We start from the raw sequence: 13240 nt of genomic DNA on the forward strand, positions 1-13240 counted from the left end.
CGGGGCCGTCAGGCGCCCTTGATCCTGATGACATTCGCGGCGCTGCCGCTGCCGTCCTGCCAGAACGACAGCGCGGCGTACTTCTCGAACAGATCGGGCGGCAGCACGGTGCGGCGCTCCTGCAGGCCCACCTTCGGCCGCACCTTGTGCAGGCCGGCCAGCCCGAGCGCCTGGTCGAATTCCGGCGCGTCGTAGGCGACCTGCTGGAAGTCGTGCGCGAACCATCGCTCGCCGATGAACTCGTAGACCAGCCGCATCACCTTGTCGGGCGACTGCGCGAGCAGCTCGTAGTCGATCACCAGCAGCGACGCCGCGTGCTCGCCGTAGTACGCCTCCTTCAGCGCCGACCACGCAAAGCCGACCAGCCGGTTGCGCTGCGCCAGCGTGTCGACGCGGCTGTAGACGCTGTTGCGCTCGGTCTCGTCGCCGAACAGCTTGGTGTTCTCGAACGGGTCGGCGCGCACCAGCCGCTCGAGGCTGTCCATCACCCAGGCGACGTTGCGCACGCAGGCGATCACCCGGGTGTCGGGGAACAGGTCGAGCAGCGCCGGCAGCTTCGCGCACCACAGGCGGTTGGTGTCGAACACCACCGGGTGCGGCGAGGGTTCGTCGTAGTAGGCGTGAAAGAGCCCGCGCAGCAGCCGGCGGCGCTGCTCCTTCGTGATCACCGGGCCGAACTCGCTGCCGGCGCCGAACTGGTTCAGCAGCGTCGAGAACAGCGTGCCGACCGGGCTCGTCATGCCGGCGCGAAAGCGCGGGTTCTGCTGCAGCAGCGCGGCCAGCAGCGTCGAGCCCGAGCGAGGCAGGCCGGAGATGAAGTGAAAGCGCGGCCCGGGCCCGCGATCACGCAAGTCGTCGTTGTGCAAGGACTCTCCCTGAAGGGCCGCCTGCCGACTGCGTCGGCGGTGGCCGTCGTCGAGCACACTATGGGTCAGGTCGGGTGAACCCCGTACTGATGCCAACCCGCAGATGCGCACAAATGCCGTGGAAGGAATCGCGATGCCGCCCACTTTCTCGCCGAGCCTCTTGCCATCCGACAGCGCGCCGAAGCTTGCGCAACTGCGCGAGCGCCGTTTCGGCCAGCGCCCGGCCACGGTGTGGATGACCGGGCTGAGCGGCGCCGGCAAGTCGACGCTCGCGGCCGCGCTCGAACACGCGCTGCTGCTGGCCGGTCGGCCGGTGCTGGTGCTCGACGGCGATGTCGTGCGCGAAGGCCTGAACCGCGGGCTGGGCTTCTCGAGCGCCGACCGCGATGAGAACGTCCGCCGCGTCGCCGAGGTCGCACGGCTCGCCAACGAGGCCGGGCTGCTGGTGCTGGCCGCGCTGATCTCGCCGCTGGCTGCGCAGCGCGCGCTGGCGCGCGGCATCGTCGGCGCCGAACGCTTCGTCGAGGTGCACCTCAGCACCACGCTGGCGGTGTGTGCCGGGCGCGATCCGAAGGGGCTGTACGCGAAGGCAATGGCCGGCGGGCTGGCCGACTTCACCGGCATCGGGGCGGCCTACGAGCCGCCGCAGCAGCCCGACCTGCGCATCGATGCCGGCAGCGCCAGCCCCGCGGCGGCGGCATCGTCGGTGCTGGACCTGCTGCATGCGCGCGGCTTCCTGCTCGATCACGGCCGCGACGGGTAGATGCCTTCCATCGCGATGATGAAGGTGACGCCCAGGTAGGGGTTGCGCGTCGGCAGCAGCTGGCTGCCGCCGGTCAGCCCGGTCTGCACGCCGGCCATCGGCACCGGGCCCGACATCACGGTCGACCAGATGCTCGCCGAGCCCGGGCCGGCGCCCGAGGCGCCGAGCACCGCGTTGTCGGCGGTCGGCGCCGTCACCGGCGCGGTCGCGGTGCCGGCCACGCTGACGGTCGTGACGTGGGTGTGCGCCGGCAGGTTCTGCGTCGTGATGAACACCGATTCGGTGCCGGACTTCTCGCCGACCTCGATCGGCGCCAGGCCACCGCCGTTGCCGACGCCGACCGGGCTGCGGCCCTGCAGGTCAGGCAGGTTGAAGGTGGTGGTGCCGTTGCCGCCGTAGTTCACGCCGAGCAGCGAGAACACCACCTGGTTCTGGGCGATCGGGACCGTCTGGCCCAGGCACTGCGCCCAGCCCTGCGGCGCGTAGTTGAAACCGACCATCCTGATCTCTCCGACGAAAGGCTCGCTCATGTCGTGATGCTCCTCGGTTGGACAGTGGGGCGAATGCAATCAGGCGGACGACTGTCCGGCATCGGCCTGGATGCGGTAATGGAAGACGGCCTCGAGCACCCCGCTGCCGTCGGCCAGCGGGGCGAGTGGCGTCAGCAGCAGGTCCCAGGCGTCGCCGTGCGACTCGACGCGGTACAGCGCCTGCAGCGCCCGCACGCCCGGCGGCAGCGCGAAGCGGGCCGCATAGCAGCAGTGCTGCGTGTTCACCGGCACGCCCGGCAGCGCGGCATGCAGCCGCGCCGGGCAGCGTTCGCCGGACGGGCCGACGAGCCAGAACGGCTCGGCCGCGCCGGCCTGCAGGCGTGCGAGGCTGGGGACGCTCATCCGACAGCCTCCGCGGCCGACGGCCGCGACTGCGGCGGGCGGCGCATCTTCAGGTGGACGCCGTTGTCGGCGGTGACCTCGAAGCCGAAGCGGGCGTACAGGCGGCGCGCCGGGTTGTCGGGCTCCACATGCAGGCCCACCGGCCGGTCGGCCGCGTCGGCATGGCCGCACAGCGTCGCGAGCAGCCCGCTGCCGAGCCCCCGGCCGCGCCATGCGGGCAGCAGGCTGATGTCGATCAGCGTCGACGCGTGGGCGGCGTCCTGCCACAGCAGCCGCCCGATCGCCTCGTGCCCGTGCGACAGCAGCAGGAACTCCGCATCGGCGTAGTGCTCGGCGTAGTAGCGCTGCTGGTAGCCGAACTGGGTGTCGAGGAACGCGCGCTGCCGCTCCGGCGGCCAGCCGGTGCAGGCGAGTTCCTGCGCGCGGGTGGATGCATACAACGCCTGCAGGAAGGCCTCGTCGGCCGGGCCGATGCGGCGCGCGTGCACCGGTCGGCCAGGTGCGAACACCTGCAGGAGTGCCATGCCTCGTCCTTTCCTCGCCTGATGGTTCTTGTGCTTTGGAAGCGAATGTAGGAACTTCGCCGCGGCTTGAACAGGGGGCGACCCTTGCGCCGCATCGTTTTTCAGGATCCTTCAGGCCGCGCTGCGCGGTGGCGGCCCCGCCGGTAACATTCGCGCCGCATGGACGTCCCCCACGAGAGCGCCGAGCCCGGCGACGCACCCCCGTCGACGCTGCCGGAAACGCCGCTGACGCGTTTCCTGCGCGCGGTGCTGTGGGGTGCCGCGATCCTGCCGCTGGCGGGCTTCATCGCCGCGAGCTGGTGGGCCTGGCGGCATGCCGACGACGGCGTGCGCGACACGCTGGTGCGCACCAGCGATGTCGCGGCGCGGCACGCGTTGCGGGTGTTCGAATCGTCGCGGCTGATCGGCGAGAAGTCACTGGCGTTCCTCGGCATTCCTGACGACCAGGTGCGGGCCAACGAGGCCGCGCTGCGCGTGCGCCTGCAGGACACCAGCATCGGCATTCCCGGCGTGCGCTCGATCTCGGTGTGGGATGCGCAGGGGCACCACCTGGTCGGCACCGGCTTCCCGGTCGGCTCGGGCGATGTCTCGATCGCCGATCGCAACTACTTCCAGCAGATGAAGGCCACGCAGGCGCCGCTGGTGATCGGCGACATCGTGCTCGGCCGCGCCTCCGGCATGCCGGCGCTGAGCATCGCGGTGCGCCGCACGATGCCCGACGGCAGCTTCGGCGGCGCGGTCGTGATCGCGCTGCAGCCGGCGGTGTTCGAGGAGTTCTACCGCTCGATCTCGCTCGAGGAGGCGGGCGTCAGCACCTTCAACCTGTTCAAGGCCGACGGCACGCTGCTGACGCGCTGGCCGGTGCTGCCGGACGGGCGCGCGCGCCTGCCCGACGACAGCCCGGTGCTCGCGGCGGTGCGGCGCGGCGAGCACTCGGGCGTGCTGAGTTTCCGCTCCGCCTTCGACGGCATGCTGCGCACGGTGAGCTTCCAGCAGGTGCACGACCTGCCGGTCTACGTCAGCAGCTCGCTGCGCAACGACGCGGTGCTGGCCGACTGGAAACGCTTCGTGATGCTGCTCGCGGCGATCACGCTGCCGGTGACGATCGGCCTGGTGTCGGTGGCCTGGCTGGCGCTGCGCAAGACGCAGCTCGAACAGCGCATGGCGATCGAGTTCAATGCCGAGGCGCGCAAGCGGGCGCTGGCCGAGAAGGCGCTGCTGCAATCGCAGAAGCTGGAGGCGCTGGCCCAGCTGACCGGCGGCGTCGCGCACGACTTCAACAACCTGCTGGCGATCGTCAACAGCAACCTGCACGTCGTGAAGAAGCTGCGGCCCGACGTGGCCGAGATGAAGCAGATCGGCGCGATCTCGCGCGCGGTCGGATCGGGCGCGCGGCTGACGCGCCAGCTGCTGTCGTTCTCGCGGCGCCAGGCGCTGAAGCCGGAGCGGGTCGACCTCGCGACCTGGCTGCCGGCGGTCGCGGAGCTGCTGAAGGCGACGCTGGGCAGCAGCGTCGCGCTGTCGCTCGAGGTGGCGCCGGAGGTTCCGCCGATCCGCGTCGACGTCGGCGAGCTGGAGCTTGCGCTGATCAACCTCGCCTCGAATGCGCGCGACGCGATGCCGGGCGGTGGCCGGCTGACGATCGAGGCGAGCCGGGAGCCGGCGGGCGACGGCGAGCCGGAGCGCGTGCTGATCCGGGCCACCGACACCGGCAGCGGCATCGACCCGGCGCTGCTCGGCAAGGTGCTCGAACCCTTCTTCACGACCAAGCCGGCCAGCAAGGGCAGCGGCCTCGGGCTGAGCCAGGTGCAGGGCTTCTGCGTGCAGGCGGGCGGCAGCGTCGAGGTGCGCTCGGAGCCGGGGCAGGGCACGTCGATCCTGATGCGGCTGCCGGCGCGGCCCGGTGTCCCGTCCGACACGGTGCCGGCGTCGCTGGCCGAGCCGGCGGCCGTCAGCGGGCGGGTGCTGCTGGTCGACGACAACGCCGAGGTGGTCGATGCCACCGCCGAAATGCTGCAGGCATGCGGACTGCAGGTGCACAGCGTGCGCTCGGCCGGCGCGGCGCTCGATGCGCTGGCCGGCGCGTCGCAGATGCCCGACCTGGTGTTCTCCGATGTCTCGATGCCTGGCGAGATGGACGGCATCCAGCTCGCCCACGAGATCCGCCGGCGCTGGCCCGCGTTGCCGGTCGTGCTGCTGACGGGCTACGCGGCGCGCGTGCACGATGCGACCGAAGCGGGCTTTCGCGTGCTCGGCAAGCCGGTCGGTGCGCAGGCGCTGCTCGACGAGTTCATGCGCGCGACGCGCGGCCGCTGAGCGCCGCGCGTCGCACGGCGTCAATGGCGCCGCGCGCCGTCCTCTTCGGCTTCGCCTTCTTCGGTGTCGTCGGCGTCGTCGGCGATCGCCTCGACGTCGTCGGAGGCGAACGGCCGGCCGGCCGCATTGGTGTCCCACATCGGATTCGCCACCAGCTGGTCGGGCAGGATGTCGGCCGCGTCGTCGCGGCCGTCGCCGGTGGCCGAGCCGCGCTCGCCGGTGCCGCTCGCATCGCTGTCGCTGTCGCGGTTCACCGGCAGCGCGCCGAGTTCGCCGGGGTTGTCGGCATCGGTGGGCATCGTGCGTTCGCCTTGCACGTCGCTGCCGCTGTCCGAACTGTCGCTCGGACCGAGCGCGTCCACGTCGCGCCCGATGGCACGGGGGGCGGCGCGTTCGCCGCCGAGGATGCTGCTGTTCGACATCGAAGGGTCCTTTCGAAGCGGTGGCGCGGGGTGCGCCACCCATGGGTCCAGACTAGGCCGCACACCGCGTGGCGTCTGTAGGGCATGGCGTGGCGGGCCGTAGGACGGGGTCGTGCCTTCGAGCGGGAAAACCCTTCGCGGTCCCCGGCAGCGCGCTCCTAGAATCGTTGTGCACCCGCACAATGACCCATCACGCGACCCCACCGGGTCCCACAAGGAGTTTGCCGAATGGCCCCGACTCGCCGCCCTTCCGCCAAGACGGAAGGCGCCTCTCCCGACGCTGCCGACGAGTCCGCCAAGGCCGGCAGCAAAGGGGCCGGCACCACGACGCGCGTGCTGAAGAAGTACCCGAACCGCCGCCTCTACGACACGCAGAACAGCAGCTACATCACGCTGGCCGACGTGAAGGCGATGGTGCTGGCCGCGCAGGATTTCGTCGTGCGCGACGCGAAGACCTCCGAAGACCTGACGCGCAGCATCCTGCTGCAGATCATCCTCGAGGAAGAGACCGGCGGCGTGCCGATGTTCTCGTCGCAGATGCTGGCGCAGATCATCCGTTTCTACGGCCACTCGATGCAGGGGATGATGGGGACCTACCTCGAGAAGAACCTGCAGGCCTTCGCCGACATGCAGGCCCGCGTGGCCGAGCAGTCGAAGGGCCTGAACCCCGAGCTGTGGACGCAGTTCCTGAACGGCCAGGCGCCGGGCATGCAGGGGGTGATGGGCAACTACCTGGAGCAGTCGCGCCACATGTTCGAACAGATGGCCAAGCAGGCCGAAGCGCTGTTCCCGGGCATGCCGGGCTTCGTGCCGCCCAAGCGCTGAGGGCTGGATGGAGCGGTACGCCGGCGGCTGCGTGTGCGGCAGCGTTCGATTCGTCGCGACAGGGCGACCGTGGCGTGTGGGCCTGTGCCACTGCCTCGATTGCCGCAAGCACCACGGTGCGTTGTTCTTCGCCGCCGCGATCTTTCCGCGGGAGGCGGTGACGATCGAAGGCGACACCGGCGAGTACGCGGGGCGCTGCTTCTGTCCGCGCTGCGGCTCGTCGGTGTTCGCGCGCAGCGGCGACGAGATCGAAGTGAACCTCGGGTCGCTCGATGCGCCGGACCAGCTGACGCCCACCTACGAATGCTGGACGGTGCGCCGCGAGGCATGGTTGCCGCCATTTCCGCTGGCGAGGCGGTACGAGCACGACCGGGAGGGCGGCGGGCGCTTCGAGGGGTAGTTGGGCGATGAAAGCGTGACGACGTTCCCGGATTGGCATCCGGGCTGCCGGCCCGAGCCCGGGGCTTCTGCGGATCTGGGAAAATCCGCGGATGACACAAGACACCCTGGCGCCAGCCACCCCTTCGGCCGCTGCGTCCCCCAAGATCGGCTTCGTCTCCCTCGGCTGCCCGAAGGCGCTGACCGATTCCGAGCTGATCCTCACGCAACTGCGCGCCGAGGGCTACGACACCTCCAAGACCTTCGCCGGCGCCGACCTGGTGATCGTCAACACCTGCGGCTTCATCGACGACGCCGTCAAGGAAAGCCTGGACACCATCGGCGAGGCGCTGGCCGAGAACGGCAAGGTCATCGTGACCGGCTGCCTCGGTGCCAAGGCTGGCGACGGCGGCGGCAACCTGGTGCGCCAGATGCACCCGAGCGTGCTGGCCGTCACCGGCCCGCATGCCACGAACGAGGTGATGGACGCGGTGCACCTGCACGTGCCGAAGCCGCACGACCCGTTCATCGACCTGGTGCCGGCGCAAGGCATCAAGCTGACGCCGCGCCACTACGCCTACCTGAAGATCAGCGAAGGATGCAACCACCGTTGCAGCTTCTGCATCATCCCGAGCATGCGCGGCGACCTGGTCTCGCGCCCGGTCGGCGACGTGCTCGGCGAGGCGCAGCGGCTGTTCGAATCCGGCGTCAAGGAACTGCTGGTGATCAGCCAGGACACCAGCGCCTATGGCGTCGACGTCAAGTACCGCACCGGTTTCTGGGACGGCAAGCCGGTGCGCACCCGCATGCTCGACCTGTGCGAGAAACTCGGTGAACTGGCCGAACGCCACGGCGCCTGGGTGCGGCTGCATTACGTCTACCCGTATCCGCATGTCGACGAGGTGCTGCCGCTGATGGCCCAGGGCCGCGTGCTGCCCTACCTCGACGTGCCGTTCCAGCATTCGCACCCCGACGTGCTGAAGCGCATGAAGCGCCCGGCCAACGGCGAGAAGAACCTCGACCGCCTGCAGCGCTGGCGCGAGATCTGCCCCGAGCTGGTGGTGCGCAGCACCTTCATCGCCGGCTTCCCCGGTGAGACCGAGGCCGAGTTCGAGCACCTGCTCGACTTCATGCGAGAGGCGCGCATCGACCGCGCCGGCTGCTTCGCCTACTCGCCGGTCGAGGGCGCGACGGCCAATGCGCTGCCCGACGCGGTGCCGGCCGAGCTGCGCGAAGAGCGCCGCGCCCGCTTCATGGCGGTGGCCGAGGAGGTGTCGGCGGCCAAGCTGCGCGAGCGCGTCGGCGCGACGATGCAGGTGCTGGTCGATTCGGCGCCGGCGCTCGGCCGCAAGGGCGGCGTCGGCCGCAGCTACGCCGATGCGCCCGAGATCGACGGCGTCGTGAAGCTGCTGCCGCCGGAGAAGGCGTCGAAGACGCTGAAGGTCGGCGAGTTCACGAAGGCGCGCATCGTCGGCACGCAGGGCCATGACCTCGTCGCGCAACCCATCTGAGATGGCAGGCGACGACAGCAAGCTCGATCAACGCACCGCGCTGATCCACCACCCGTACACGCCGCCGGCCGGCTTCGGCGCGGTGGCGCCCGGCGTCCACAAGGCGTCGACGGTGATCTTCCCGAGCACCGCCGCGCTGCATGCACGCACCTGGCGCGAGAAGACCGGCTACACCTACGGCCTGCACGGCACGCCGACCAGCTTCACGCTGGAAGAGCGCATCGCGACGCTCGAAGGCGGGCTGCAGACGCTGCTGGTGCCGAGCGGCCTCGCGGCGATCACGCTGGTCGACATGGCCTTGCTGAAGACCGGCGACGAGCTGCTGATCCCCGACAACGCCTACGGCCCGAGCAAGGAGCTCGCCCGCAACGAGCTGGCGCGCTGGGGCATCGCGCACCGCTTCTACGATGCGATGGACCCGGCCTCGCTGCAGGCCGCGATCGGCCCGGCGACGAAACTGGTGTGGCTGGAGGCCGCCGGCTCGGTGACGATGGAGTTCCCCGACCTGCCGGCGCTGATCGGGATCGCGCGAGACGCCGGCGTGCCTTGCGCGCTCGACAACACCTGGGGCGCCGGGCTGGCCTTCGATCCGTTCGCGCTCGGCGTCGACATCTCGATCCAGGCGCTGACCAAGTACCCGTCCGGCGGGGCCGACGTGCTGATGGGCTCGGTCACCACGCGCGACGAGGCGCTGCACCTGAAGCTGAAGTTCACGCACATGCGCATGGGCTGGGGCGTCGGCGCGAACGACGTGGAGTTCGTGCTGCGCGCGCTGCCGTCGCTCGCGCTGCGCTACGACGCGCAGGACCAGGCGAGCCGCACGCTCGCGCGCTGGTGGGCGGCGCGGCCCGAGGTGGCGCAGGTGCTGCACCCGGCGCTGCCGGCGTCGCCGGGGCACGCGGCCTGGCAGGCGCTGTGCACGCGGGCGGCGGGGCTGTTCTCGGTGGTGTTCGACGCGCGGTATTCGATCGCGCAGGTCGAGGCGGTGGTCGATGCGCTGCGGCTGCACAAGATCGGCTACTCGTGGGCCGGGCCGGTCAGCCTGGTGGTGCCGTACGACCTGGCAGCCATCCGCGCCAGGCCGGCCTGGCAGGGCGCGCTGCTGCGCTTCTCGGTGGGGCTGGAGGCGGTCGACGACCTGATCGCCGACTGCGAGCAGGCGCTGGGTGTTCTGCCCGGCGGCACCCGTGGAACCGGCTTTGCCGGGCCAACGGGTGCGCCCCCTTGAGGGGGTGGCGCGAAGCGCCTCCGGGGGTGGGTCAGCCTGAAACTTTGTGCCGCATCAGCCGGCCCTTCTCGCGCTCCCAGTCCTTTTCCTTCTCGGCGTGGCGCTTGTCGTGCTCGGCCTTGCCCTTGGCCAGCGCGATCTCCGCCTTCACGAGGCCGCCCTTGTAGTGCAGGTTCAGCGGCACCAGCGTGAAGCCGCGCTGCTCGACCTTGCCGACCAGGCGCTTGATCTCTTCCTTGCGCATCAGCAGCTTCTTCGTGCGGTCGGCCTCGGGGTTCACGTGCGTCGACGCGCTGCGCAGCGCATTGATCCGGCAGCCGATCAGGTAGAGCTCGCCGTCGCGGATCAGCACGTAGCCGTCGGTCAGCTGCACCTGGCCGGCGCGGATCGCCTTGATCTCCCAGCCGTGCAGCACCATGCCGGCCTCGTAGTGTTCCTCGAGGTGGTAGTCGTGACGGGCTCGGCGGTTTTCGGCAATCGACATGGGGTCCAGATGAGGTGCGTGGCGCTCAATACAATCCTGCGATTGTATGAAGCATGTCAAGAAGTCCGTCCTCCTCTGGTATTCGCCGCACGAGATGTACTCGCTCGTGACCGATATTCCGAGCTATCCGCAGTTCCTGCCGTGGTGCGAACGTGCCGAGGTGCTGAGCGAGGACGCCGGCGGCGTGACCGCCCGGCTCCAGCTGTCGTTCGCCGGGGTCGGCCAGGCGTTCACCACCCGCAACGAGCACGTGCCCGACGAAAGCGTCCACATGACGCTGGTCGACGGCCCGTTCTCGACGCTCGACGGCACCTGGCGTTTCCTGCCGCTGGCCGCGCCAGGTTCCGCGGGCCAGAACGGGCAGGCCGCCTGCAAGATCGAGTTCGAATTGCGCTACGAATTCGCCAACGGCGCGCTCGAGCTGGTGATCAGCCCGGTGTTCGACCGCATCGCCAACACGCTGGTCGATTCCTTCGTCAAGCGGGCGGAACAGGTGCATGGCGCCCGCTGAACCTGCCGGACCCGCTGCCATGCTCGCGGTCGAGGTGGCCTGGAGCCCGCAGGCCGGCGAGGTGAGGGTGGTGCCGCTGCGGCTGCCTGCCGGCAGCACGGTGCACGAGGCGCTGCGGCAGGCCGGGGTGCTGGAAGCGAGCGCGGGGCTGGACCTGACGCAATGCCGCGTCGGCGTGTGGGGCCACCTGCGCGAGCTGTCCGATGGCCTGCGGGATCGCGACCGGGTGGAGGTCTGGCGCGCGTTGCGCGTCGATCCGAAGGAAGCCCGGCGGCAGCGTTCCCGCCGGGGTCGAACCTGACTTGCAGTCCGCCTTACTTGCAGTCCGACGCGACGATCTCGCGGGTGCGCCTGGTTTCTTCGGCGCGGGCCTTGTCGTCGAGGATCTCGTGCTCGCCGCTGGCCGACGTGCGCGACATGCGGATGCCGTCTTCGAGCGCCTTCAACTGGCCCTTGGCCCGGGTGCAGTTGTCGGCACGTGCGGCGGCCTGCTTGTCTTCTTCGGCCTTGCGCTTCGCGACTTCATCCTGCTCGGTCTTGCGGCGCTTGGCTTCGAGCTCCGGATCGACCAGCTTCGGGCCGCTGGCCGCGCCGGAGGCCGGTGCCGCTTCAGCCGACGCGCCTTGCATCGGCGCGCGGCGGGCGCTGCCGGCCGGGCGCTGCAGGATGTCCGCGTCGGCGATGTTGCCGGGCGGCGGGATGTCGCTGTACTGCACGTGGCCTTTGCCGTCGCGCCACTTCCATTGGGCGAATGCGGCGCTGTGCAGGCCGATCGACAACAGCGCGAGGAGGGCGCAGGCACCGAGCCTGGCGGACGTGCGGGAAGGAAGAAATTGCATGGCCGAAAGTGTAGTTGCCTTGACATGTGTGCAGGCGCGGTGCTCTGTCACCTTTTGTATGGCGACGCCCGGTTGGCCGAAGATGGCCGTGAACTATTACCGCTTTGGCACGACACGCAGCGGCCGCCCCGATCGCTCGCGGCGAGACCCGCCCCGTGAACGGTCCGTCTGACATCCGTATAATTCGCTTTTGCGTCAGGAGTTTTTCTCATGCGCCTTCTTGGCAAAGCGCTCACCTTCGACGATGTGTTGTTGGTGCCAGCCTTCTCCCAGGTCCTTCCCCGCGACACCTCGCTCGCGACCCAGCTCTCCCGAAACATCCGCCTGAACCTTCCGCTCGTGTCCGCTGCGATGGACACCGTGACGGAGGCTCGCCTCGCGATCGCGATCGCGCAGGAAGGCGGCATCGGGATCGTCCACAAGAACCTCTCGCCGAAGCAGCAGGCTGCCGAGGTGGCGCGCGTCAAGCGCTATGAATCTGGCGTGCTGCGCGACCCGATCACCATCTCGCCCGGCGTGCCGGTGCGCGACGTGATCAACCTGTCGCGCCAGCACGGCATCTCGGGCTTCCCGGTGCTCGAGGACGGCAAGGTGGTCGGCATCGTGACCGGCCGCGACCTGCGCTTCGAGACGCGCATGGACATCCCGGTGCGCGAGATCATGACCCCGCGCGAGCGCTTGATCACGGTGCGCGACGGCGCGTCGCTCGCCGACGCCAAGGCGCTGATGCACAAGCACAAGCTCGAGCGCGTGGTGGTCGTCAACGACGCCTTCGAGCTGCGCGGCCTGTTCACCGTCAAGGACATCACGAAGCAGACCAACTTCCCGAATGCCGCGCGCGATTCGCACGGCAAGCTGCGCGTCGGCGCGGCGGTTGGAGTCGGCGAAGACACCGACGAGCGCCTCGAGCTGCTGGTGAAGGCCGGCGTCGATGCGGTCGTCGTCGACACCGCGCACGGCCACAGCGCCGGCGTGCTCGACCGGGTGCGCTGGGTCAAGAAGAACTACCCGCAGATCGACGTGATCGGGGGCAACATCGCCACCGGCGCGGCGGCGCTGGCGCTGGTCGAAGCCGGCGCCGACGGCGTCAAGGTCGGCATCGGCCCGGGCTCGATCTGCACCACCCGCATCGTCGCCGGTGTCGGCGTGCCGCAGATCACCGCGATCGACAACGTCGCCACTGCGCTGAAGGGCACCGGCGTTCCGCTGATCGCCGACGGCGGCGTGCGCTACTCGGGCGACATCGCGAAGGCCATCGCGGCCGGCGCCTGCACCGTGATGATGGGCGGCATGTTCGCCGGCACCGAAGAGGCGCCGGGCGAGATCGTGCTGTTCCAGGGCCGCAGCTACAAGAGCTACCGCGGCATGGGCTCCATCGGCGCGATGCAGCAGGGCTCGGCCGACCGCTACTTCCAGGACAACACCGGCGCCAACCCGAACGCCGACAAGCTGGTCCCGGAAGGCATCGAAGGCCGGGTGCCGTACAAGGGCTCGATGGTCAGCATCGTGTTCCAGATGGCCGGCGGCCTGCGCGCATCGATGGGCTACTGCGGCTGCCCGACGATCGACGACATGCGCGACCGCGCCGAGTTCGTCGAGATCACGTCGGCCGGCATCCGCGAGAGCCACGTGCACGACGTGCAGATCACGAAGGAAGCCCCCAACTACCGCATGGAGTGA

At 70.0% G+C, this 13240-nt stretch carries 16 protein-coding genes; 9 read left to right on the forward strand and 7 right to left on the reverse strand.

Annotated features, from left to right (window positions below):
• Positions 1–8: 8 nt before the first annotated feature.
• A complete protein-coding gene (locus FHT26_RS20580; protein WP_246868018.1) occupies positions 9–866 on the reverse strand; it encodes a sulfotransferase family protein in 858 nt (285 codons plus the stop codon).
• 133 nt (positions 867–999) lie between these two features.
• On the opposite strand from FHT26_RS20580, the gene cysC reads away from it, so the two are divergent.
• Positions 1000–1629: an adenylyl-sulfate kinase gene (gene cysC / locus FHT26_RS20585; RefSeq protein ID WP_210427507.1), complete on the forward strand. Its 630-nt coding sequence runs from the start codon at positions 1000–1002 to the stop codon at positions 1627–1629.
• Here the strand turns inward: cysC and FHT26_RS20590 are convergent.
• Genes FHT26_RS20590 through FHT26_RS20600 form a run of 3 tightly spaced genes read right to left on the reverse strand, consistent with a single transcriptional unit; the run spans position 1611 to position 3046 of the window.
• Positions 1611–2159: a phage tail protein gene (locus tag FHT26_RS20590; RefSeq protein WP_168561960.1), complete on the reverse strand. Its 549-nt coding sequence runs from the start codon at positions 2157–2159 to the stop codon at positions 1611–1613. The two genes, cysC and FHT26_RS20590, sit on opposite strands and share 19 nt — an antisense overlap.
• 39 nt (positions 2160–2198) lie before the next feature.
• Positions 2199–2522 (reverse strand): hypothetical protein, encoded by a 324-nt coding sequence (locus FHT26_RS20595; protein WP_168561961.1) that lies wholly within the window; start codon positions 2520–2522, stop codon positions 2199–2201.
• Complete coding sequence (locus FHT26_RS20600; RefSeq protein WP_168561962.1) at positions 2519–3046, reverse strand: GNAT family N-acetyltransferase; 528 nt, start codon at positions 3044–3046, stop codon at positions 2519–2521. The genes FHT26_RS20595 and FHT26_RS20600 overlap by 4 nt, the downstream gene beginning before the upstream one ends.
• Before the next feature lie 159 nt (positions 3047–3205).
• Between FHT26_RS20600 and FHT26_RS20605 the strand changes: the two genes are divergently transcribed.
• Positions 3206–5362 carry a hybrid sensor histidine kinase/response regulator gene (locus FHT26_RS20605; RefSeq protein ID WP_168561963.1) on the forward strand — a complete coding sequence of 719 codons (2157 nt, stop codon included), beginning with the start codon at positions 3206–3208 and terminating at the stop codon, positions 5360–5362.
• A 20-nt stretch (positions 5363–5382) separates the two neighbouring features.
• On the opposite strand, the gene FHT26_RS20610 is transcribed toward FHT26_RS20605, so the two are convergent.
• Positions 5383–5784: a hypothetical protein gene (locus tag FHT26_RS20610; protein ID WP_168561964.1), complete on the reverse strand. Its 402-nt coding sequence runs from the start codon at positions 5782–5784 to the stop codon at positions 5383–5385.
• Positions 5785–6012: 228 nt separating this feature from the next.
• On the opposite strand from FHT26_RS20610, the gene phaR reads away from it, so the two are divergent.
• The 4 genes from phaR (at position 6013) to FHT26_RS20630 (ending at position 9726) form a co-directional block, all read left to right on the forward strand.
• The gene (phaR, locus tag FHT26_RS20615) at positions 6013–6609 is read left to right on the forward strand and encodes a polyhydroxyalkanoate synthesis repressor PhaR (protein ID WP_168561965.1); all 597 of its coding nucleotides are present in this window, start codon (positions 6013–6015) and stop codon (positions 6607–6609) included.
• 7 nt (positions 6610–6616) lie between these two features.
• Positions 6617–7009: a GFA family protein gene (locus FHT26_RS20620; protein ID WP_168561966.1), complete on the forward strand. Its 393-nt coding sequence runs from the start codon at positions 6617–6619 to the stop codon at positions 7007–7009.
• Between the two features lie 91 nt (positions 7010–7100).
• The gene (rimO, locus tag FHT26_RS20625; protein ID WP_168561967.1) at positions 7101–8498 is read left to right on the forward strand and encodes a 30S ribosomal protein S12 methylthiotransferase RimO; all 1398 of its coding nucleotides are present in this window, start codon (positions 7101–7103) and stop codon (positions 8496–8498) included.
• A gap of 1 nt (position 8499) precedes the next feature.
• Positions 8500–9726, forward strand: coding sequence for a PLP-dependent transferase (locus FHT26_RS20630; RefSeq protein ID WP_168561968.1), 1227 nt, complete (start codon positions 8500–8502; stop codon positions 9724–9726).
• A 31-nt stretch (positions 9727–9757) separates the two neighbouring features.
• Here the strand turns inward: FHT26_RS20630 and smpB are convergent, their stop codons facing one another.
• Positions 9758–10210, reverse strand: a complete 453-nt coding sequence (gene smpB, locus FHT26_RS20635) for an SsrA-binding protein SmpB (protein ID WP_168561969.1) — start codon at positions 10208–10210, stop codon at positions 9758–9760.
• A gap of 46 nt (positions 10211–10256) precedes the next feature.
• Here smpB and FHT26_RS20640 point away from each other — a divergent pair, with 46 nt between their 5' ends.
• Positions 10257–10721, forward strand: coding sequence for a type II toxin-antitoxin system RatA family toxin (locus tag FHT26_RS20640; RefSeq protein ID WP_168561970.1), 465 nt, complete (start codon positions 10257–10259; stop codon positions 10719–10721).
• 19 nt (positions 10722–10740) lie between these two features.
• Positions 10741–11022, forward strand: a complete 282-nt coding sequence (locus FHT26_RS20645) for an RnfH family protein (RefSeq protein WP_168561971.1) — start codon at positions 10741–10743, stop codon at positions 11020–11022.
• A 13-nt stretch (positions 11023–11035) separates the two neighbouring features.
• Here the strand turns inward: FHT26_RS20645 and FHT26_RS20650 are convergent, their stop codons facing one another.
• A complete protein-coding gene (locus tag FHT26_RS20650) occupies positions 11036–11560 on the reverse strand; it encodes a DUF4124 domain-containing protein (RefSeq protein ID WP_168561972.1) in 525 nt (174 codons plus the stop codon).
• A 210-nt stretch (positions 11561–11770) separates the two neighbouring features.
• On the opposite strand from FHT26_RS20650, the gene guaB reads away from it, so the two are divergent.
• Positions 11771–13240, forward strand: a complete 1470-nt coding sequence (gene guaB, locus FHT26_RS20655) for an IMP dehydrogenase (protein ID WP_056814637.1) — start codon at positions 11771–11773, stop codon at positions 13238–13240.

The organism is Rhizobacter sp. SG703 (assembly GCF_012275445.1).
Classification (GTDB): Bacteria; Pseudomonadota; Gammaproteobacteria; order Burkholderiales; family Burkholderiaceae_C; genus Rhizobacter.

Excerpts from the sequence above, each read along its gene's own strand:
- cysC (WP_210427507.1), top strand. The coding sequence starts at position 1,000 with ATGCCGCCCACTTTCTCGCCGAGCCTCTTGCCATCCGACAGCGCGCCG.
- FHT26_RS20590 (WP_168561960.1), bottom strand. The coding sequence starts at position 2,159 with ATGAGCGAGCCTTTCGTCGGAGAGATCAGGATGGTCGGTTTCAACTAC.
- FHT26_RS20595 (WP_168561961.1), bottom strand. The coding sequence starts at position 2,522 with ATGAGCGTCCCCAGCCTCGCACGCCTGCAGGCCGGCGCGGCCGAGCCG.
- FHT26_RS20600 (WP_168561962.1), bottom strand. The coding sequence starts at position 3,046 with ATGGCACTCCTGCAGGTGTTCGCACCTGGCCGACCGGTGCACGCGCGC.
- FHT26_RS20605 (WP_168561963.1), top strand. The coding sequence starts at position 3,206 with ATGGACGTCCCCCACGAGAGCGCCGAGCCCGGCGACGCACCCCCGTCG.
- FHT26_RS20610 (WP_168561964.1), bottom strand. The coding sequence starts at position 5,784 with ATGTCGAACAGCAGCATCCTCGGCGGCGAACGCGCCGCCCCCCGTGCC.
- phaR (WP_168561965.1), top strand. The coding sequence starts at position 6,013 with ATGGCCCCGACTCGCCGCCCTTCCGCCAAGACGGAAGGCGCCTCTCCC.
- FHT26_RS20620 (WP_168561966.1), top strand. The coding sequence starts at position 6,617 with ATGGAGCGGTACGCCGGCGGCTGCGTGTGCGGCAGCGTTCGATTCGTC.
- rimO (WP_168561967.1), top strand. The coding sequence starts at position 7,101 with ATGACACAAGACACCCTGGCGCCAGCCACCCCTTCGGCCGCTGCGTCC.
- FHT26_RS20630 (WP_168561968.1), top strand. The coding sequence starts at position 8,500 with ATGGCAGGCGACGACAGCAAGCTCGATCAACGCACCGCGCTGATCCAC.
- smpB (WP_168561969.1), bottom strand. The coding sequence starts at position 10,210 with ATGTCGATTGCCGAAAACCGCCGAGCCCGTCACGACTACCACCTCGAG.
- FHT26_RS20640 (WP_168561970.1), top strand. The coding sequence starts at position 10,257 with ATGAAGCATGTCAAGAAGTCCGTCCTCCTCTGGTATTCGCCGCACGAG.
- FHT26_RS20645 (WP_168561971.1), top strand. The coding sequence starts at position 10,741 with ATGCTCGCGGTCGAGGTGGCCTGGAGCCCGCAGGCCGGCGAGGTGAGG.
- FHT26_RS20650 (WP_168561972.1), bottom strand. The coding sequence starts at position 11,560 with ATGCAATTTCTTCCTTCCCGCACGTCCGCCAGGCTCGGTGCCTGCGCC.
- guaB (WP_056814637.1), top strand. The coding sequence starts at position 11,771 with ATGCGCCTTCTTGGCAAAGCGCTCACCTTCGACGATGTGTTGTTGGTG.